Origin of the sequence: Pelomonas sp. Root1444, from assembly GCF_001426885.1 — a bacterium.
GTDB lineage: Bacteria > Pseudomonadota > Gammaproteobacteria > Burkholderiales > Burkholderiaceae_C > Pelomonas.
In genome coordinates this window covers 200,839-220,051 of sequence record NZ_LMFP01000013.1, presented here as the reverse complement: position 1 = coordinate 220,051, position 19,213 = coordinate 200,839, and the positions used below count along the sequence as shown (strand labels likewise).

Sequence of the window (19,213 nt, the reverse complement as noted above, 5' to 3'; positions counted from 1 at the left end):
GACATCGATTGAACAAGCTTCATCTCATGCGGGCCACATCCAGCCTGCTCGGCCTGCTGGCCATGGCCTCCACCCAGGCGCAGGACGCGGCGCCGGGCCAGCGGCTGTTCGACAGCAACTGCGCGATGTGCCACACCGCCACGCCGGACCGCCGCGCGCTGATGGGCCCGGGCCTGCACGGCGTCGTGGGGCGCAAGCTGGCGGCGGCGCCGGGCTTTGGCTACTCGGCGGCGCTGGCCGGGCTGGGTGGGCAGGGGCGGGTCTGGACGACCGCGGAGCTGGACCGCTTCCTCGCCGACCCGACGGCCTATGCGCCCGGCACTTCCATGCCCGTCAGCATGGCGGACCCGGCACAGCGCCAGGCGCTGCTGGCGTATCTCGGCAAGCTCGCGGGCCCGGCCACGGCAGCCGTCGCCGCCGCCAGCGGTCCGGCGTCAACCGCTGCGGACGCAGGCAGCTGGAGCGCCGATCGCCCGGGGCGCATCCACGAGTGGAAGGTGGCCGACCTGCCCAAGCCCTTCGCCACCGACAGCGCCAGCAACGGCCCGCGCACCGTGCCGCGCCCCGAAGGCATGCTGCCGGCCGTGCCGGACGGCTTCAAGGTCAAGCTGTGGGCCAAGGACCCCGACCGCGGCCGCGTGATGGTGAAGGCGCCCAACGGCGACATCTTCATCTCGTCCACGACGAAGCGGCTGGTCAAGGTGTTCCGGTCGTCCACGGGCGAGACCGCGGACGTGGTGAGCACCTTCGCCGCCGGCATGGACCGCCCCTTCGGCCTGGCCTTCTGGCCCACCGGGCCCAACCCTCAATACCTCTACGTCGCCTTCGTCAACGCCATCGTCCGCTACCCGTACCGCAACGGCGACCTGGTGGCCGGTGGTGAGCCCGAGGTGGTCGTGCCGCGGCTGGCCCAGGCCGTCGGCGCGCATTCGTCGCGCACGCTGGTGTTCTCGGCCGACGGGCGCCGCATGTTCCTGTCCATCGGCTCGGCCACCAACGTGGCCGAGGGCATCGGCAAGACGCCGCCCGTGCCGCTGGCCGACTGGGAAGCCCGGCACGGCCTGGGCGCCGCGTGGGGCGAGGAGGAAGGCCACGCCGTCGTGCTCGCCTTCGACGCCGACGGCAAGAACCGGCGCACCTACGCCGCCGGCCTGCGCAACTGCGTGGGCATGTACCTGTACCCGCGCAGCGGCGACCTGCTGTGCAGCGTCAACGAGCGCGACCTGCTGGGCGACAACCTGCCGCCCGACTACCTGACGCGGGTGAAGGAGGGCGGCTTCTACGGCTGGCCGTGGTTCTACATCGGCGCCCATGAGGACCCGCGCCTGGCCGGCCAGCGCCCCGACCTGCGCGACAAGGTGACCACGCCCGACCTGCTGTTCACCGCGCATGCCGCGCCGCTGGGCATGGTCATGTACGAGGCGCCACCGGCCGCCCCCGCCGCGTTTCCGAAGGCCTATGACGGCGACCTGTTCGTCGCCTTCCACGGCTCCTGGAACCGACAGACGCGCACGGGCTCCAAGGTCGTCCGCGTGTTCATGAAGGACGGCGTGCCGACCGGCCGCTACCAGGACTTCGTGACCGGCTTCGTCGCCAGCGACGCCGAAGTCTGGGGCCGGCCCAGCTCGGTCGCCGTGCAGAAGGACGGCTCGCTGCTGGTGGACGACGACGTGACGGGCGAGATCTGGCGCGTCGCGCCGAAGTGAGCCGCCGGGGCGGGCGTTCTCAGCGAGCGCCCGGGGCCAGCAGGCCGCGCTGGCGCAGCCAGTCCTCCGCGCGCCGCGGCCAGGCGGACGCGTTGCCCAGGCCATCGCGCATGCCGATGCCGTGGCCGCCCTGCTCGAAAACATACAGCTCGGCCGGCACGCCGGCTCGCGTGAGGGCCTGGTAGTAGAGGATGCTGTTGTCCACCGGCACGGTCTTGTCGCCCTGCGTGTGCAGCAGCAGCGTGGGCGGCGTGGCGGCCGTCACCTGCTGCTCCACGGACATCTGCGCCAGCTGCGCCGGGCTGGGCGCGTCCCCCAGCAGCGCGCGGCGCGAGCCGGCGTGCGCGGCCGGGTCGGTCATCGTGATGACGGGGTAGACGAGCACGGCGAAGTCCGGCCGGGCGCTGGTGGCGTCCAGCGCGGCGCCGGTGCGGCCGTCGGGGTGGTCCCACAGCGTGCTGGCACTTGCGGCGAGGTGGCCGCCGGCGGAGCTGCCCATCACGCCGATGCGCTTGGGGTCGACACCGAACTCGGCCGCGCGCGAGCGCACCAGGCGCAGCGCGCGCAGCACGTCCTGCAGCGGCGCGGGGTGGCCCCACTCCTGCAGGCGGTTCTTCAGGACGAAGGCCGTGATGCCCAGCGTGCTGAGCCAGGCGGCGTACTGCTGGCCCTCGCGGTTCATCGACAGGTTGGTGTAGCCGCCCCCCGGGCAGATCACGACGGCGGTGCCGTTGGGGCGGTCGATGGCGGGCGGCACCACGGTGAGCGTCGGCTGCGACACGTTGGCGATGCTGCCGCCCGCGCCGGTCCGCTCGGCACCGAGGTCGCCGAGCGCGGCCCGGGCGTCGGCGCGCACGGCGGCGGGCACGCCCTCGGGCCAGAGCGGCAGCACGGCGGGTGCGGTGGCGGCCGGCGCGAGCGTCGGCAGCAGGGTCAACAAGGGCGACAGCATCAACGGGCGGCGTTTCATGCGTTGGGCGTGCCGGGGCTCAAGGCCCGGCGCAGGTTCATGAGCGGCGGAGTTTGCCTGCGGGCCGCGCTCATGGCGGTTTGGCGGTGAGTGATTACGGCCGCTTCGGCATGCCGTATCCCGTCGCCGCCCACCACACGCCGCCCCACAGGTGATCCAGGTAGCGCTCATCGCGGTACATGGCCGCGTTGTGGCCGAGCGCCGTGACGAACACGCGGCCTTTCTCATACGTCTGCCACCAGCTCACCGGGTGGTCCGCGCCCATTCCCTTGGCGACCTGCCCGGGCCAGATCCTGGTGGGGTCGTAAGTGCGCTCGTCCACGGCCAGCACCGGGTTCACTTTCACGCCGTGCGGGTTGCTGAACTCGTACCACTCGTCGCTCCAGATCCAGCGGTCCGGCAGGCCGAAGGTGGCGGGGTGGCCGGCGTCGGCCTTGGTGACGACGGCCGTCTGCAGCATGGGGTGGATGACGAAGCTGCGGCCGACGAGCTTTTCGTACCAGGGCCACAGGCCAGGCTTGCTGATGATGGCGCGGTGCACGACGACGGCGTTGCCGCCGGCCTTCATGTAGCGCTCCAGGCCCGCGCGCTGGGCGTCGTTGAACTCCTCGCCGGAGCTGTTCAGCAGCACCACGGCGGCGTACTGGCCCAGGTCGCCTTCGAACGCGTGGGGCTGCGCCGTCCAGGTCAACTCGAATGCATGCAGCCTGGCCAGCTTCTCGAAGCTCTCGCGCGCCACCGGGATGTACTCGTAGTGGTACTTGGTGGGCATGGCCAGCACCAGCAGCTGGAACTGGCCATCGCCCGCGAGGGCGGTGCCGGAGATGGCGGCGGCGGCGAGGGCCGGCAGGGCATGGGTGAGCTTCATGGGCCGCGATTCTTCCAGGCCGCGGCCTGCGGCGCTAACCCCGCCGGACCACGGCGCTCAGGCCGTCGCGCTTGGGTGGCGGCGGCGGCGCGCCATCACGCCGACGATGCCCAGGCCCAGCGCCATCAGGCCGTAGGTCTCGGGCTCCGGCACGGCGGCGATGGCCGCGGCGCCCATCATCTGGTGCGACAGCGCCGAGGGATGCAATGCGTCCGAGAACTGCGAGACGTCGCATGAGATGCCGGTCGAACCCTGGAAGGCGCCGCAGGGCGTCGTGACGTTGGTGATGCCGTACAGCGCGCCGCCGTTGGTGAGCGCGTCGTTGCGCACCGCGGTGGCGAGGCCCGCGAAGTCGAAGAAGCTCATGTTCAGGCCGAGGCCCTGGCCGTAGCCGACCACGCCGCCCATCAGCGCGTTGAAAGCGTTGGTGGCCTGCGTCGACACGCCGGTCACGCCCATCGCCATGGCCTCCGGGGTCGCCCCGAGGTCCGGCAGATTCGCCACGAGGATGTTCTTGGCGCCCTTGCCGGCCAGCATGGTGAGGGCGGACTTGAGGTTGTCCGTCGCGGCGGTGGCCGCGGCGCCGATGTTGGCCGGATCGCCGCTGCGTGCGTCGCGCATGTCGTTGCCGCCTGCGACGACGACGTAGAGCGCATTCGCGTCCACCGTGGCCAGCGGCGTGGTGAAGCTGCCGATCTGCGCCAGCAGGCTGGGCACGGTACCGCCCGACGTGCGCGCGCCGCCCCAGGCGAAGTTGTGGCCGCCGAGCAGGCTGGCCTTCGCCGCGTCTGCGTGGCCGATGCCCTCGGCGAGGTACTCCACCCACACCTTGCCGTTGGAGAAGCGGCCTTCGTAGTACGGCGCGACCGGCAGGGCGCCGCCGTAGTAGGTGAAGACATTGCCCGTGTCGGACAGGCTGTCGCCGAAGAAGTAGGCATCGCTGAAGGCGGCGCTGGCCGGGCCGGCGAACAGGGCCGCCAGTGCAGCGGCGGCCAGCGGGCCGCGGATGAAGTGCGTCATGGGGAGTCTCCTGGGTCTTGTGGGAAGCCGACGCTAGGCAGCCGCTTTCGTGCTGGCAAGAGGGTTAGCCAGCGCAGCGACCCTGTTCAGGGGGCCTTGCGGCCGACCCTAGCTGCGGCTGCCCCGAATTGCGGGCAGCCGCAGCTAGCGGGCTCGCGTCGCTGCGCATGCAATGGTCACCGCGACTGAACAAACCCCCTCCAGAGGAGCAACGAATGACCACCATCCAATCGACAAGCGCGGCGTCGCTGACCGCCACGTCGGCCCCGCTCGACGCCAGCAACCCGAGCAACGCCAGCACCAGCATGGTCGGCGGCAAGGCCGTGTTCGAGAACGACAACTACCGCATCACCGCCGGCGACAACAACGAGGTCCTCATCCACAACAAGAAGACCGGCGAGGACTACAAGATCTGGGGCGACCCGCACGTCAACGTCGACGGCAAGCACGCCTTCGACTTCTGGGGCACCACCACCTTCGCGCTCGAGGACGGCACCAAGGTCACCATCGAGACCACGCCGTGGAACGGCAACAAGGACATGACGCTGGCCAGCAAGGTCAACATCACCAACGGCGACTACGGCGTGCAGATCAGCGGCGTGGACACCAACAAGGTCGGCGACCTCAAGATCAACGAGGCCAAGGGCTGGGGCGAGACGCTGGACTGGACCCACGACGACGGCAACGTGCTGCAGGAGAACCCGGCCGGCAAGGGCTTCCTGGGCGTGGACTCGCAGGGCAAGATCCACAAGGTCGACCAGTCCTACATCAACAAGACCGACCTGAAGCTCAACCCGGTGGCCGACGACACCGCGCAGCGCGCCGGCGAGTTCGCACGCAACATCTTCAGCATGTTCACCGGCCTGCTGTCGGCGTCGTTCACCGGCGCCTTCCTCAGCGCGCTGGCGTCCGCGTCGTCGAGCGACACGCCGCAGCCCGCCACGCGCGACGCCAACCGCTTCTCGCTGACCATCATCCGCCTGGACTTCTAACGGGAGACCGCCATGAGCGTGCAAGCCGTCGATGGCAGTTCCAACGTCCGGTCCACGCCGGTCACGCGCGACCCCGCCGCCGAGGTGGTGGGCCGCGCGACCGACCCGCGCACCGGCCAGGTCGACACGCAGCGCATCGCCCACTGGGTGGTGGAGGCCCGGCAAAGCGACCCCCAGGGTGCCGAGGCGGCGCATGCCGCCATCGAGCGCCAGCTGCTGGACTCCGGCCGGCTCGTCGAGCTGGGCCACTACCACCAGGACGTGCAGCAGGCGGCACGCGAAAGCCTCGTGCCCGACGCCGTTCCCGGCGGCCTGTGGGGCGCCGGCCAGGGCATGGTCCAGCAGGGCGGCCAGCTGCTGCGTGACAACCCCATCCTCGTCAAGCAATGGGAGCCCACCACCAGCGCCTGGACGGGCAAGGGCGGCTTCACGCGCGGCCTGACCGAGCTGCTCAACGCCGGCGGCATCCAGATCGCGCCGACCGTCAACGCGCCGCCGCCGGGCTCGCTCGGCCGTACCTCGGGCGTGCCGTCTGCCGTGGCGAACAACACCAACGGCGCGCTGGCGCGTGACGCCATCGCCGACCGCTGGCGTGCCGCCGGCGCCCAGGTGGCCACCGAGGTGCCGGTGCAGGGCGGCGCGCGCGTGGTGGACGTGGTGGCGCAGCCGCCCGCGACCGACCCGCGCATGCAGCAGCGCATCGAGATCGAGTCCAAGGTCGGCCGCACCGGCCTGGACAGCGGCATCCGCGGCCAGGTGGCCAACGATGTCGCCGCGCTCGAGGCCAACCGGGGCATGCGTGGCGCCGGCCAGCTGCTGGAGAACGTCGGCAAGGTGGCGCGGCCGGTGGGCGTCGTGCTGGACGCCATCTCCCTCACCCAGGCCTACCAGGCCGACGGCAACCGCATCGGCGAGAACACCGGGCGTACCGCGTCCGGCATCGCCGGCGGCGCGCTGGGTGGCTGGGGCGGCGCCGCAGCGGGCGCGGCCATCGGCACGGCCATCTTCCCCGGCGTGGGCACGGTGGTCGGCGGCGTCATCGGAGGCATCGCGGGTGCCTTCGGCGGCGATGCGGCCGGACGCGGCATCTTCGATACGGTAAAAGGCTGGTTCTGACCCCGGCCTGCTTCTGATGGGCGGCCCCTGAGAGGATCCGGGGCCGCCCATTTTCCTGCCCGTCCACATGATGAACCTGATCCAGCGCTGGCTTGCCGGCTCAGCGGCCGCCAGCTGGGACCTCAGCGGCTACCCACCGTTCGAGCTGCCGCATCCGGGTTCCGGCGCCGCGCTGACCGAAGCGCAGGCGCAGCAGAACTGGGCCTACTGGCAGGCCACGTTGGCCGGGCGCCAGCGCCTGCTGCGCGACTGGCTGCTGGCGCACGGCGGGCCCGACCCGCAGGCGCTGCAGGGCACCGCCTACGCCAAGGCCTTGAACGCCTGGGCCAAGGCGAACTGGCCCAGGCTGCCGGCCTTCGCGCGCCTGCCCAGGCACAAGCCCTGGCCCGACTGCGCCCGCAGCGGCCCCTTCATCGTCTACAGCCTGCTGGGCGACCTGGCGGCGAGCCTGGGCGAAACCATCATCCGCGCCAACGGCCATTGGCGCTGGGGCCTGAACCTGGACGCCACCGACCTGGCGGACGACATGGCCACGTCACGCCGGGTCGTGCTGCTGGCCGATCTGACGCACCCGACGCCGGAGGCCCGCGAGGCGGTGCTGGACCTCGAGGCGACGATCTTCTCGGACCATCGGTTCCCCGACTCGCCCGGCTTCGTGCACCTGGACAGCTGGTCGACGGCGGTGGCCGACGCGATCGCCGGCCGGCACTACGACTTCTAGCTCCAACTGCGGTCGACCCTAGCTGCGGCTGCCCCGAATTGCGGCCAGTCCTAACTGGCGCACCGAGCGAAGTGGGACTGCAATCGGGTCATCGGATCGGCAAGGAGCCCCCATGACCGCAGTGCAGAACTACCGTGTCCAGAGCGGTGACACCGTGACCGACATCGCCCAGCGCCACGGCGTGTCGCCCGAGGCGCTGATGCGCGCCAACGGCATGGACGTCCGCCTCGCCGACGGCCGCATGGGCAGCAGCCCGCGCGACCCCGACCGGCTGCAGGTGGACCAGCGCCTCGTCATCCCCGTGGCCACGCCCGGGCTGGAGCGCAGCCACCGCGTGGTGGCCGGCGAGACGCTGGCCGGCATCGCCGACCGCTGGGATGTGAGCCTGCAGGACCTGCTTGCGGCCAACCCGCAGTTCGACCCGACCCAGCTCGGCGCCAGCCGTGGCCAGGGCCGCGGCCAGGACCCCGACCGGCTCGGCATCGGCGACCTGATCCGCCGCCCGGGCGCGCATCCCGCAGGCCAGGCCAGCGCACAGGCCGCAGCAGCTGCCACCCCCGCGACCACGAACGGCGGCGCGACGCTGGACCTGCGGCGCTTCACCGACCCCGCGCTCGGCTCCAACGCGGCCGCGGCGATCGTCATCGGCAATGCCGAGGGCACGCGTCGGCCGGACGGCGGCTTCACGGCGGCCTACGGCGGCCACACCGACCCCGGCAACGCCGCGCACAACCGCGGCTCGTTCTCCTACCAGCATGCCGCCACTAGCCCGGCCGATGCCGACCGGCGCCAACTGCAGACGCTGCAAGGCCAGCTGCCCGCCTACGAAGCCGCCGCCCGCGGCGCCGGGCTGGACCCCGCCAACGCCCGCCTGGCGAGCGCCTACCTCGACCTCTACAACCAGTCGCCCACCGCGGCGCAGCGCTTCCTCAACCAGCTCGACACGCTGCGCGGCCAACCCCTCACCGCGGCCACGCTCACCAACCTGCGCGTCAACAGCTTCGTCGATGCGTCGACCGGCGAGCGCTTCCGCCTGGCCAACGGCAACCAGGCCGGCAGCGGCTTCGCCACCATCGCCCGCAACCAGCTCGGCCGCACACCGACCGAGGCCGAGGTGCAGGCCGTCATCCGCGCCGACCAGCAGCGCCGCACCAACGCCGTCGAGACCGCGCTGGACCGCCAGGGCCTGCTGACCGCGGCGCCCGCCGCCACGCCGGTGACCCCGCCCGCCGCGGCGGGGGACGTGCCGCGCCACCTGGCCATCGCGCGTGGCGAGATCGGCACGAACGAGGTGCGCGGCAGCCGCGACAACGCCCGCGTCGTCGAGTACCACCAGGCCACCAGCCTGCGCGCCCGCGACGACGAGACGGCCTGGTGCTCGTCGTTCGTCAACTGGACCATGGGCCAGGCGGGCGTGCAGGGCACCAACAGCGCCGCCGCGCGCAGCTGGCTGAACTGGGGCAACCGCGTGCCCATCGATGCGGCCAGCGTGCGGCCCGGCGACGTCATCGTCTTCCCGCGCGGCAACAACCCGGCCCAGGGCCATGTGGCCATCGTCTCCGAGGTGCTGGGCAACGGCATGGTGCGCGTCGTCGGCGGCAACCAGGGCGTGCGGGGCGAGAACTACGACGGCGTGACCTACTCGGACCGCCAGCTCTCCTCCGCCATCGGCGTGCGCCGCGCGCCCTGACGCGGCGACGCAGCGCCGCCATACTGGGCGGCCCGATTTACCAAGACCGCCCGCCATGCTGCCTGGCCGCGCCCTGCTCGCCCTGACGCTGCTCACGCCGCTGCCTGCGGCCCACGCCGCCGAGCCACCGCCGACGCAACTGATCTGTACGCCCGACGGCATCCACAGCTTCCGCGTCAGCCGCGATGCCTCTGGCGCGCCGCTGGCCGTCAGCCTGAGCGTCAGCGCCGGCACGCGTGAATGCGACTGGGCCAGCACCGGCGCGCCGCTGGCGCAGGCCGATGGCAGCTGGCGCTTCGACTGGAACGACCCCACGCTCGGTCAGCGCCAGCGTGTCGACGTGCGGCGGGCCGGTACCGACGGCTACGCGCTGGCCCTCGAACCGGCCGCCTGTGGTGCGCTGAAGGTCCCCGCCACGGCGACGCTCGCGCCCGCGGCCAAGGGCTGCGCCGTGTCGGTGGACCGTGACGGCGCCTTCGTGCAGTTCTGGCGCCAGCTGCGCGATGCGCTGGCGCGCGGTGACGGCGAGCTGCTGCAGCAGCTGTCGCTGCCGCAGCTGGAGTTCGTCGAAGGCCCCGACATCGTCAAGGCGCCGTCCAGCGTGATGCGGGGTGCCGCGCGCTGCCTGCCCGACATCACCGCGACGACGCAGCGGCTGGACATCCGCCGCATGATCGCCGGCGACGTGCCGCCCCGCCTGGACATGCCGCCGCTGTCGCGCAAGGGCGATGCGCGCATCGACTTCGCCGGGGCGATGAGCCTGCGCTGGACCGCGCAGGGCTGGCGCATCGACGGCTTCAACGCCAGCCGCGACGTGTTCCGGAACTGCCCGGCGCGCTGACAGGCCGGGGCATTGCGGGCGACCCTAGCTGCGGCTGGCCCGAATTGCGGCCAGCCCCAGCTGGCGGGCCGGGACGGCCGCGCGTTCAATGGGGCGCGACCCATCACCCCCCGAGGACATCCCCGTGCCCCAAGCCCTAGAAGCCACCGGCTGGCGTCCTGCCAGCCCACCGCCGCCGCCCGCCGACGCCACCGTCTACGCCCAACGCGGCGACCGCCTGGCCGACGTGGCCCAGCGCTACGGCGTCGATGAACGCAGCGTGCGCGAGGCCAACCCCGACCTGGCCCAGGCCCAATCCCTGCCGCTCGGACAGCCCGTCAGGTTGCCGACCTCGCGAGCCACCGATCTGAATGCGGCCGTGGCCGGCGTCGCCGGTGCCGGTGGCCGCGAGGGCCTCGTGCAGGCGCTGCAGGACCGGGCCTACCAGGCCGGCCGCGTCGCGCCGCAGCAGGCCTTCGACGGCACGTTGTTCCGCGCGGGGTCGACGACCTACGAACAGACGCTGATCAACCACACCTTCGGCTCGCCCGGCCGCTACAACGCCGGCGGCCAGGGCATGCTCTACACCTCGCCCGATGCGGCGAGCATGCTGCACGAGAACGCAGCCTATGCCTCGGGCGGGCGCCACCCGCTGGCCGGCAAGACCGTGCTGGAGGTGGACCTGCATGCCGCGCCGGACGCGCACGGCCGCGGCGGGGTCAGCGACCTGGTCGAGGGCGCGCGCCGCGTCGGCCTGCCGGTCGAAGCTCTCACCGAGCCCAAGGGTGGCAAGTCCCCCGGCCTGCTGCACCAGCTGGCTGGCGAACACCCCTACACGCTGCCGCAGCAGGCATCCAAGGGCGCGTCGGACGCCGGTGCCACCGCGCTGCGTGCGCCGTCGGCCACCGGCGGCGAGCAGATCGACATCGTGACGCGCAACGCCCAACCCGCTCAGCTCACGCCCCAGCGCATCACGCGCTTCGACACCGCGGGCAACGCGGCGCCGACGCAGAGCGCCAGCGGCGTGGTCCAGCCCATGCCGGCCGATGCGCGGCCCTACGTCGACGGGCCGCTCAACAAGGCGGCGGGCGTGCGCCCGCCGATGGACCCCAGCGCGAAGTCTCCCAAGCTGGCCGCAGCTGACCAGCCCGGCAGGCCCCTGCAGGCCGCCAACCAGGCGCCCGAGGAGATCAGGGCCGGCCGCCCTGAGCAGGCCCGCCGGGCGCTCACCGGCGCCTCGGAAGGCTACCCCCGCGCCGCCTCGACGCGCTATGGCGCGGTCGGTGGTGGTGCAGCCACCCTCATCGACGCCGGTGTGCGCGCCTACCGCGGCGAGCGTGTCGCGGCGGGCGATGTGGTCACGGCCACGGCCACCAATGCCGCCGTCGGCGGCGGTGCGGCCAAGGCCGTCGACCTGCTGACACCGCGCCTGGGCCTGGTGAAGGCCGGCGGCGCCGTCGGCGGGCTGGTGCAGGCCGGCGTGAGCGGCTACAGCAACGTGCAGGCCTACCGCGCCGGCGAGATCAACGGCGCGCGCGCGGTGGCCAACACGGTGGTCGACACCGGCACGGCCGTGGCGGCCGGCGCGGCCGGTGCCTGGGTCGGTGCAGCGGTCGGCTCCGTGGTGCCGGTGGCCGGCACCGCCGTGGGCGCCGTCGTCGGCTTCGGCGTGGGCGTCGGCGCGCACTACGCCATCGGCGCGCTGGACAAGGCCACCGGCGTGACCAGCGCTGCCAAGGACGCGCTGGCCTCCGGCATCGAGTCGGTCAGCGCGGGTGCCTCCAAGGCCTGGAAAGCCATCACCCCCTGGTAAGGTCCGGGGCCCATGCCCGACGCCCACCTCGACCTGCAAGCCCTGCCGCCCGAGCTGCAGGCCGCTCTTGAACGCGCCTGGCCGAACAACCCCGAGGCGCAGCGGCGGGCCCTGCTCGGCCCGGTGCGCGAGGGCGGCTGGCGAAGCGTCTGGCCGGACCTCGTCTGGCCCTGGGTGCCCGCCCGGCGGTGGTGGCGGCCGGGTGAGGCGCGGCGCTGGCGCGCGCTGTTCGAGTGGCACTTCAGCGCGTCGCGTCGCGACATCCTGGAGCAGGAACAGGGGCCCCGGCTTTTCGATCCCGCGCAGCCCTTTTTTGACACGCCGTTGACCCGGCCCCAGGTCGCGCTGCGCAGCCCGGCGCCCGAGGTCTTCAGCGACGCGGAGTACTGGGGCATCGCCATGCAGCTGTTCAACGGTGACCTGCCACGCGCCGAGTGGACGGTGCGGGCCTGGGCGCGCGACCTGGTTGCGCGCAAGGCCACCCAGCGCGGCTGGCGGCGCGACAACTGGTGGACGGAAACGCTCGCGGTGGAGCGCGCCGCCGCGACGGGTGACCTGGGCTCGCTCTAGCCCGGCTGTTTCACGGGCGCCGCGATCCCCGCCTTCAGCGCATCACCAGCCCCTGCGGGCCGATCTGGATGCGCTCCACCGCCAGGCCCAGGCCCGCTTCCAAGTTCGCCTTGGCGGCGTTGCGGAAGTGCACCTCCTCGTTGGGGCTGGGCTTGCGGCTCAGGTGCTCGCGGTAGACGGCCATGAAGGTGCCCACCATGGCCAGCTGCTCGAACATCGCCCGCTTGGCCGCGGGGCTGCTGCGCGTGAACGCCGCGTTGCGCGCCAGCAGGCCTTGCATCTGCAGCACCAGGGTCTTGAAGTCCTCGTCCGCCACCTGCTGCTGCATGAAGGCGGCGTAGTTGCCGGCGATGAAAGCCGCCACGCCGGCCGCGACGTCGTTGGGCGTCAGGCCGAGCTGGGCTTCGAGCTTCTGCCAGAAGATGAAGGACTCCTCATAGGCCTTGGTCATCGCGCCGCGATGCGCAGCCGGGAAGCGCTGGGCCAGCTCGGTGGCCGACTGGCGCAACTGCGCCGGACCGTTGACGACGATGGGCGCGTCGAACGCGCCCAGGCCACCCGCGCTGAACGCCGCGCCGCCGCTGGTGGCCGGCGCCAGCACCGCGCGCATCTGCTCGGCCAGGCTGATCGATGGCGCGACCTGGGCCGTGGCGGCGCCGGCCGCCAGCGCCAGGACAGCCGCCGCCAGCCGCAGGCCGGGCGTGGCGCTGGGCCGCGTCATGGCAGCCACGACACCGGGCTGCAGCTCGTCAGCCAGGCGGCCTTGCCGTCGGCCTCCTTGACGCGCACGCCGTGCGTGGCGTCCAGCGTCGGCCAGCTGATGGCCTCGCGGTCCGCGCCGACGGAGAAGATGACGATCTGGCTGTTGCCGCAGCCGGTCGTGCCGCTCACCGTCTGCGGCGGCGGGATGTCGTCATAGGGCGAGGGCGGGAACACCGGCGCGGTCTGCGTGGCGCTCATGTCCAGGTGGGCAACCACCCATTGGCCGTCGGGCGACCAGCCCGGGCTGACGAAGCGGAAGGTCAGCGGGTCGGTCTCGTCCGGCACCTTGGTCAGGCGGCGCAGGCCGGTGCCGTCGACACCGGCGACCCACACGTGCTTGTCGAAGCCGTTGCCGCGTTTTTCCACCCAGCTGAACGCGACACGCTTGCCGTCCGGGCTGGCCACCAGCGAGGACTGGCCGGACACATACCCCGTCCAGTTGGACGTCCGGTTGCTCGGCAGCGCCGTGAAACGGGCCACCTCGGTCTCGGTGTTGCTGTCGGGCGACGAGACGATGAGCCGGTTCTCCACCAGGTAGGCGTAGCGGCCGTCGGGCAGCCAGGTGACGGGGTTGTCGAGGATGGTCTCGCCGTCCAGCAGGGAGCCCTGCTTGACGAGCGTGCCGGTGACGAGATTCAGGATGGACAGGCGCGGGTTCTCGGAGCCGCTGCTGCGGTAGAAGGCCAGCGCCTTGGTGCCGTCGGGCGACACCAGCGGCTGGGTTTCGACGCGGCCCTCGACGCGCCATTCGTGGCGGGCGGTCGTGCTTGTCGCGCTGTCGAAGACGGCGATGCGCGCGTTGGGGCCGGGGTCGGTCGCCAGCTGGATGTCGTTGAAGCGCAGCAGCCGCGGCGACATGGTGGTCGCCTGCCATTCATCGCCCTCGCCCGAGCCGGGCGCCTTCAGGCCGGAGACCGGCAAACGGCTCATCTCGCCGGTCTGCAGGTCGAAGACCGTGGCGGCCTGCCATGTCGAGTTCACCAGCAGCCGGCCGGGCAGCGTCTTGTTCTGGTAGGTCTTGAAGGCCGTCGGACCCGGCGGCGGCGGGGGCGGAGGGGGCGGCGGCGGTGGAGGAGGCGGCGGGGGCGGTGGAGGCGGCGGGGTGGGCGTGCCGGACGGTGGCGGCTCGCCGCCGATCGGGCCGGGCGCGGGGCCGCCATCACCGCCCCCGCCGCAGCTTGCCAGCAGGCCGCAGAGCAGGGTGGTGGTGACCAGCAGTCGGGCCCGGGTCGCGGGGGGGAGGGGTGGGGGCAGGAGAGGTCGGGACATATGGGGACGAGGGGGGCTTGGGTTGGAGGGCGGGATGTCGATGGGCACCGCGGCAGGCGGCGTCTAGCGGGCGGCCTCGGCCAGCGAATAGACGCCCGAGGCGCCGATGCCGACGCGCTCGGGCGGCACCTGCAACATGCGGGTCAGCGTCTGGGCGCCTTGCGTGCGCATGCGCTGCTTGAGCTCTTCGGCGCCGGCGGCGTTGGGGTTGCGCGCCCAGGTGATCTGGCTGCTCGCGAGGATCATCCCGGCGACGGCCAGGCTTTCGTAGGTGGTGGTGCGCTCGGTGGCCGACAGCGATTGCAGGCTGCCGCCATGGCTGCTCAGGCGCTCGCGCATCTGGTTCACCAGCGGCACGTAGAACTGGTCCGGGAAGGGCTTGTTGTTGTAGGCCATCCAGGCGCCCGCGATGCTGCTGGCGATGGCCACGCCGAGGTCGCCGGAGGGCAGGCCGAACTTGCGGATGACCTGCTCGTGGTAATCGAAGGCCCGCTTGTAGGCGGCGCGGCCGGCCTCGGCCTGCTCCTTGGGCAGCTGCTTGGTCAGCTCTGCGATGCCAAGGCCAGTGGTCTGGGCCAGCGGCAGGCGGGCCGCGGCAGCGGCTTTCTTCTTCTTCTGCTCGGCCTCGTGGGCGTCCCAGTGGCCGATGGTCTTGTTGAGGTTCTGGTGATAGAGCTGGTTGCTGATGACGTTCACTGAAACGCCCAGGGGCACTTCATAGGCGTTGACAAACCCCTGCGCAAAACAGGGCCCACAAACGCCAATGGCGACCCCGAGGATCGCCTGCTTGATGCGCTTCATCTAGATCTCCAAACGGTCATCAACCATCTGTTTTCGTGCCCGCTCCCGCGTCGGCGGGAGGCAAATGGGGCGGGGAGAACCCCGCCCCACTTTTGCTTAGCCCTTGCGAGCGGCTTGCGACAGACCTTCGCCGATGGACTTGATGGCCGCCGAGAAGGCGTTCTGCATCAGGTTGAACATCTGGCCGGTGGCCTGCATTTCCATCGTGGCTTCGGTGTTGGCCTTGGCGGCTTCCTTGCCTTCGCCACCGGCGGTCTGGGCGATCTTGTCGCCCAGCTCAACCATCTTGGCGGCCTTCTGGCCCAGCGTGTTGCCCATGGCCTTGGCCAGCGCCTCGAGCCAGCTGCCACCCTTGGTGGAGCGGGTGCTGCTGCTGCCCTTGCCGTTGCCGTCGTCCTGGCCTTCGAGCTGTTCCTTGACCATCTTCACGAGCGAAGCGGCCAGGTCGTTCTTGAACTCCTCGAAGTGCGGCGCGAACTGCTGTGCGGCTTGCGAAGCGTCGGCGCTGACCGGCTGCTGCAGGCCGCCGATGATGCCGTCGACCTTGGTCTTGACCTCGTCGGCCAGGAACTTGGGCATGCCATGTTCCTTCTGCAGCGTGTCGACGGCCTGCTTGGTTGCGTCGCCGATGGCTTGCTGCAGCATGTTGCCGATGGCCTGGCCGATCATGGCGCCGATGGGGCCGCCGAAGATGCCGCCCACGATGCCGCCCACGGCGCCCAGGATGCCACCCGAGCCGCCACCGCCGAAAACGCTGCTAACTGCTGATCCCATGTTGATCTCCAAAAAGGTTGGTTTGCGCGGCAACACTGCCGCAACGATTGCTTGAGTTACAGGGCATCTGAATCCGACGGCGACTGAGAAAACACCGGATTCGCTGCGTGTCTTGTCGGCAAGGTTTTCTTGACCAAACTCTGCGGCGCTGACGGGTTTATTAAACGGGGTCTCGTGGCCCCTGCCTATATGCGGCTGCTCCTAATTCTTCGGGTGCAGCGCTAGGGTCGGCCGCAGTCGGCGCGTCCAGGCCGCGCAGCACGGTGCACAGCGCGCTCAGGTCCAGCCCGAGCTGGCTGCGCAGGCTGTTGCGGGCCATCCAGGTGGCCGAGGCCTGCTGGGCGGCGCCCTGGCGGCTGGCCTGCACGGTCCATTCACCCAGCGCCACGGCCAGCACGGCGAAGCGCTCGAAAGCGTCCTGGCGCTCGGCCAGTGGTGCGTCGTCCCAGGGCAGCTCGTCGATGACCCAGGCCTTGAGCCATTGCGTGACGGCCTGCCAGCGCTCCGGGCTCAGCGGCTCATGGTCGGAGGCCTGGCGGCATGCGCCCAGATAGGCGGCCAGCGCGCGGCCGAGGTCGTCCTCGCCGGCCCCGCCCGCAAGCCGCGTGCGGTAGTGCTGCAGGCAGTGCTTGAGCAGGTCGCCCTGCGTGGCGGGCGTGCCCACGCCGAGCATCTCGCTCAGCGCGGCGGCCGCAGTGGCGCGCGAAGCGGGCCGTGGCGCCAGCCGCCAGCGCGTGGCCGCGGCATCGTGGTCGGCGTCGGACAGCGGCGCGTGCGCAAGCCGGGACTGCTCCAGGGCTTCGGCCAGACGGCGGCCCAGGGCCGCTTGCCAGGGGTTGGGTGACGCGGAGGTGTTCATGCGAGGGCGTGGTGGGCGGGACGCGTGGCGCGCCGCTGGTGGCGCAGGCGTTCCCGGTGGCTGAGGGTCTGCAGGCTCGACCAGGTCGAGGCCTCCAGGGCGTGGTGGTCGGATGGCTGGCCTTCGTAGGCGGCGCGGCCGCGTGGCGTGAAGCCCAGCGCCTCCAGGCAGGCGCGGGCGCTGCGGTTGTCGGGGTGGCAGATGCCCCAGACGGTGCGCAGCCCCAGGCGCTCGAAGGCATGGCGCAGCAGCACCTCGCCGCCGGCCAGGCTGAGGCCGCTGCCCCAGTGCTCCGGGCGCAGGCGGCTGCCCAGCTCGGCGTCGCCGGGCGCCATGCCCAGCGCTTCGGTGCCAGGGCTTGCCTGCACCGGCATCAGGCTGAACCAGCCGGCGAACTGCTCTGCGGCGTCGTCCAGCGGCACGGCGCAGCGCCAGATGCCCAGGCCCGGGTGGCGGCGGTAGAAGTGCCCCAGGCAGGCGGCGAAATCCCGCGCCCAGCGCGCCTCGTGCAGCGGCTGCTCGTCGGGCAGCAGGGCGCGCACGCGCGGGTCGGCGTGCAGGGCCTGGATGTCGGCCGCGTCATCCGCGGCGAACTCGCGCAGCAGCAGCTTGTCGCAGCGGTGCGAGAAGGGCGTGGGCGTCATGAGTCGCCCCCCGGCGGCAGGGGCGTGGTGCCGGGTGTCACGCCGGGCTGCGGCCAGCGGGCCAGCAGGCTGATGCCGCCGGCGGTGACGCCCAGCATCCAGCGTTCGCCGGCATGGTCCATCAGCACGACGCGTTCGCGCGTGCCCACCGGCAGCGCGCGCACGAAGCGCAACACCTCACCGTGGTCGGCCGGGCCGCGCACGCCCAGCGTCAGGCGCCGCCAGCCGCGGATCAGCACCCAGGCCAGCAGCAGCACGAAGGCCAGGGCCGCCACGGTGCTGGCGAGGTTGAGCAGCAGGTCTTGCATGGCGTCGCGTTCAGGCCGGGACCGCGCGCGGGTCCAGGTCGGGGTGGGGGGTCAGGTCCTCGCCCGGCGCGGGCCGCGTGCGGGGCGGCTCGGGGGGGACGTCGCCCTGCCGGTGCGGGTCGGCGCGGGCGGCCTCCCACTTGAGCTGCTCGCGCACGCCGTCGGCCCAGACGATGACCTCGGCCAGCACGTCGAACAGGTCGGGCGGGATCACCTCGCCCTCCTCGCAACGGGCCAGCAGCTCGCGCGCCAGCGGCACGTTGCGGACGATGGGCACGCCGGCCTCCTCGGCCGCCTCGCGCATCGCACGGGCGACGTGGTCCTCGCCCTTGGCGCTGACGGTGGGGACGGGGCAGCGGCCCGGCTCGAAGTCGATGGCGATGGCCACGTGCGTCGGGTTCACGACCAGCGCGTTGGCACCCCGCGCCGCCGCGGCCTGGTTGCGCTGGCTCCACTCGGCATGGGCCTGCTTGCGCTGCTGCTTGAGGTGCGGGTCGCCCTCGCTCTCCTTCATCTCCTGCTTGATGTCGCGCATGCTCATGCGCAGCTTCTTGGTGTAGCGGTGTCGCGTCCAGAGCGTGTCCAGCAGCGCCACGCCGGCGAACACGCCCACCGTCCAGGCCAGCGTTTTCACGGTGGCCTGCCAGACCAGGCCGCCGAAGTGCTGCGCCGGCTGGTCGGTGGCGGAGGCCAGGCGCAGCGCGTCGGGCAGCAGCAGCCGGGCCACGGCCCAGCCGATGCCCAGCAGCAGCGCCGTCTTCACGATGCCCTTGAGCAGTTCGACCAGGTTGTCCAGCGAGAACATGCGCTTGATGCCCTCGGCCGGGTTCAGGTGCTCCAGCTTCGGCGCGACCTTCTCGAAGGCAAGCACCGGCCCGGCCTGCAGGTACTCGACCAGCGTGCCCAGCGCCGCCACCGGCACGACCAGCAGCGCCACCAGCAGCAGCGCCAGCTCCACGCTCTGCCAGCCCAGCAGCGCGGCGACATGGGCGAAGCCCTCCTCGCGCCAGCCGCCGGCAATGCGCGCGAAAAGCGACTCGCACAACGCCGCGGCGCGCTCGGTCCCCAGGCGCACACATAACGCGCCCGTGACGAGCCATACCAGCAGCGTCACCGTGCTGGTCAGCTCTCGGCCCTTGGCAATGTCGCCCTTCTTGCGCGCGTCCTGCAGACGCTTGTGCGTGGGTTGCTCGGTTTTGTCGCCGCTGTCCTCGGCCATGGGCTCCCTAACACCTATTTCTAGGGGTTGCAAACATCGGTTGTGAAAACTTGTTGCGCCGAGCGGGGTGAGAACCTACTTCTAGGGGGACATCCAACCCTGCTGCTAACAGGGCTGTTGAACGGCGCGGAACGAACGATGCCGGGTCTTGAAGGCTCTCGACGTGGGAGTTGTTTCCACGCGTAAACGTGGGGGGCGACGCCGTACATACAAAGGGTGTGGGTTGCACTGACGATTCGGTTACGTCTGCTTTCAATGGGCATGACGGCGGCGGGGCGAGCCCGCATAGTC

General features: G+C 71.9%; 19 protein-coding genes. 8 read left to right on the top strand and 11 right to left on the bottom strand.

Translation table 11 applies throughout. The features are described 5' to 3' along the window. The first annotated feature begins 8 nt into the window (after positions 1–8). Positions 9–1,706, top strand: a complete 1,698-nt coding sequence (locus ASD35_RS14575; protein WP_235538349.1) for a PQQ-dependent sugar dehydrogenase — start codon at positions 9–11, stop codon at positions 1,704–1,706. Between the two features lie 19 nt (positions 1,707–1,725). On the opposite strand, the gene ASD35_RS14570 is transcribed toward ASD35_RS14575, so the two are convergent. From ASD35_RS14570 to ASD35_RS14560, 3 genes are all read right to left on the bottom strand, one after another. After that, positions 1,726–2,676: an alpha/beta hydrolase gene (locus ASD35_RS14570; RefSeq protein ID WP_082580164.1), complete on the bottom strand. Its 951-nt coding sequence runs from the start codon at positions 2,674–2,676 to the stop codon at positions 1,726–1,728. 94 nt (positions 2,677–2,770) lie between these two features. Beyond that, a complete protein-coding gene (locus tag ASD35_RS14565) occupies positions 2,771–3,544 on the bottom strand; it encodes a ThuA domain-containing protein (protein ID WP_056875669.1) in 774 nt (257 codons plus the stop codon). 57 nt (positions 3,545–3,601) lie between these two features. Beyond that, on the bottom strand, positions 3,602–4,564 hold the full coding sequence (locus ASD35_RS14560; protein ID WP_056875668.1) for an SGNH/GDSL hydrolase family protein: 963 nt from the start codon (positions 4,562–4,564) through the stop codon (positions 3,602–3,604). Positions 4,565–4,779: 215 nt separating this feature from the next. On the opposite strand from ASD35_RS14560, the gene ASD35_RS14555 reads away from it, so the two are divergent. The 7 genes from ASD35_RS14555 to ASD35_RS14525 all read left to right on the top strand — a co-directional run bounded on the left by ASD35_RS14555 (position 4,780) and on the right by ASD35_RS14525 (position 12,286). Next, entirely contained in the window at positions 4,780–5,556 is a 777-nt protein-coding gene (locus ASD35_RS14555; RefSeq protein ID WP_056875667.1) for a DUF1521 domain-containing protein, read from the top strand. Between the two features lie 12 nt (positions 5,557–5,568). Further along, complete coding sequence (locus ASD35_RS14550; RefSeq protein WP_056875666.1) at positions 5,569–6,672, top strand: hypothetical protein; 1,104 nt, start codon at positions 5,569–5,571, stop codon at positions 6,670–6,672. A gap of 70 nt (positions 6,673–6,742) precedes the next feature. Beyond that, positions 6,743–7,393: a hypothetical protein gene (locus ASD35_RS14545; protein WP_157275572.1), complete on the top strand. Its 651-nt coding sequence runs from the start codon at positions 6,743–6,745 to the stop codon at positions 7,391–7,393. A gap of 112 nt (positions 7,394–7,505) precedes the next feature. After that, the gene (locus ASD35_RS14540) at positions 7,506–9,083 is read left to right on the top strand and encodes a TIGR02594 family protein (protein WP_056875664.1); all 1,578 of its coding nucleotides are present in this window, start codon (positions 7,506–7,508) and stop codon (positions 9,081–9,083) included. Positions 9,084–9,138: 55 nt separating this feature from the next. Next, a complete protein-coding gene (locus ASD35_RS14535) occupies positions 9,139–9,924 on the top strand; it encodes a hypothetical protein (protein ID WP_056875663.1) in 786 nt (261 codons plus the stop codon). 124 nt (positions 9,925–10,048) lie between these two features. Next, entirely contained in the window at positions 10,049–11,716 is a 1,668-nt protein-coding gene (locus tag ASD35_RS14530; RefSeq protein WP_056875662.1) for a LysM domain-containing protein, read from the top strand. A 12-nt stretch (positions 11,717–11,728) separates the two neighbouring features. Beyond that, complete coding sequence (locus tag ASD35_RS14525) at positions 11,729–12,286, top strand: hypothetical protein (RefSeq protein ID WP_056875661.1); 558 nt, start codon at positions 11,729–11,731, stop codon at positions 12,284–12,286. Between the two features lie 34 nt (positions 12,287–12,320). On the opposite strand, the gene ASD35_RS14520 is transcribed toward ASD35_RS14525, so the two are convergent. From ASD35_RS14520 to ASD35_RS14485, 8 genes are all read right to left on the bottom strand, one after another. Further along, the gene (locus ASD35_RS14520; RefSeq protein ID WP_056875660.1) at positions 12,321–13,007 is read right to left on the bottom strand and encodes a DUF6683 family protein; all 687 of its coding nucleotides are present in this window, start codon (positions 13,005–13,007) and stop codon (positions 12,321–12,323) included. Beyond that, complete coding sequence (locus ASD35_RS27815; protein ID WP_082580163.1) at positions 13,004–14,317, bottom strand: PD40 domain-containing protein; 1,314 nt, start codon at positions 14,315–14,317, stop codon at positions 13,004–13,006. Before ASD35_RS27815 ends, ASD35_RS14520 begins: the two co-directional genes overlap by 4 nt. A gap of 63 nt (positions 14,318–14,380) precedes the next feature. After that, positions 14,381–15,118 carry a DUF6683 family protein gene (locus tag ASD35_RS14510; protein WP_056875658.1) on the bottom strand — a complete coding sequence of 246 codons (738 nt, stop codon included), beginning with the start codon at positions 15,116–15,118 and terminating at the stop codon, positions 14,381–14,383. Positions 15,119–15,214: 96 nt separating this feature from the next. Next, entirely contained in the window at positions 15,215–15,892 is a 678-nt protein-coding gene (locus tag ASD35_RS14505; protein WP_157275571.1) for a hypothetical protein, read from the bottom strand. Positions 15,893–16,052: 160 nt separating this feature from the next. Then, complete coding sequence (locus ASD35_RS14500; RefSeq protein ID WP_056875656.1) at positions 16,053–16,751, bottom strand: DUF6683 family protein; 699 nt, start codon at positions 16,749–16,751, stop codon at positions 16,053–16,055. Then, positions 16,748–17,395, bottom strand: coding sequence for a GNAT family N-acetyltransferase (locus ASD35_RS14495; RefSeq protein WP_056875655.1), 648 nt, complete (start codon positions 17,393–17,395; stop codon positions 16,748–16,750). Before ASD35_RS14495 ends, ASD35_RS14500 begins: the two co-directional genes overlap by 4 nt. Further along, positions 17,392–17,703 (bottom strand): flagellar biosynthetic protein FliO, encoded by a 312-nt coding sequence (locus tag ASD35_RS14490; RefSeq protein WP_056875654.1) that lies wholly within the window; start codon positions 17,701–17,703, stop codon positions 17,392–17,394. The genes ASD35_RS14495 and ASD35_RS14490 overlap by 4 nt, the downstream gene beginning before the upstream one ends. A gap of 10 nt (positions 17,704–17,713) precedes the next feature. Beyond that, the gene (locus ASD35_RS14485; protein WP_056875653.1) at positions 17,714–18,922 is read right to left on the bottom strand and encodes a flagellar biosynthesis protein FlhB; all 1,209 of its coding nucleotides are present in this window, start codon (positions 18,920–18,922) and stop codon (positions 17,714–17,716) included. Between the last annotated feature and the right edge of the window lie 291 nt (positions 18,923–19,213).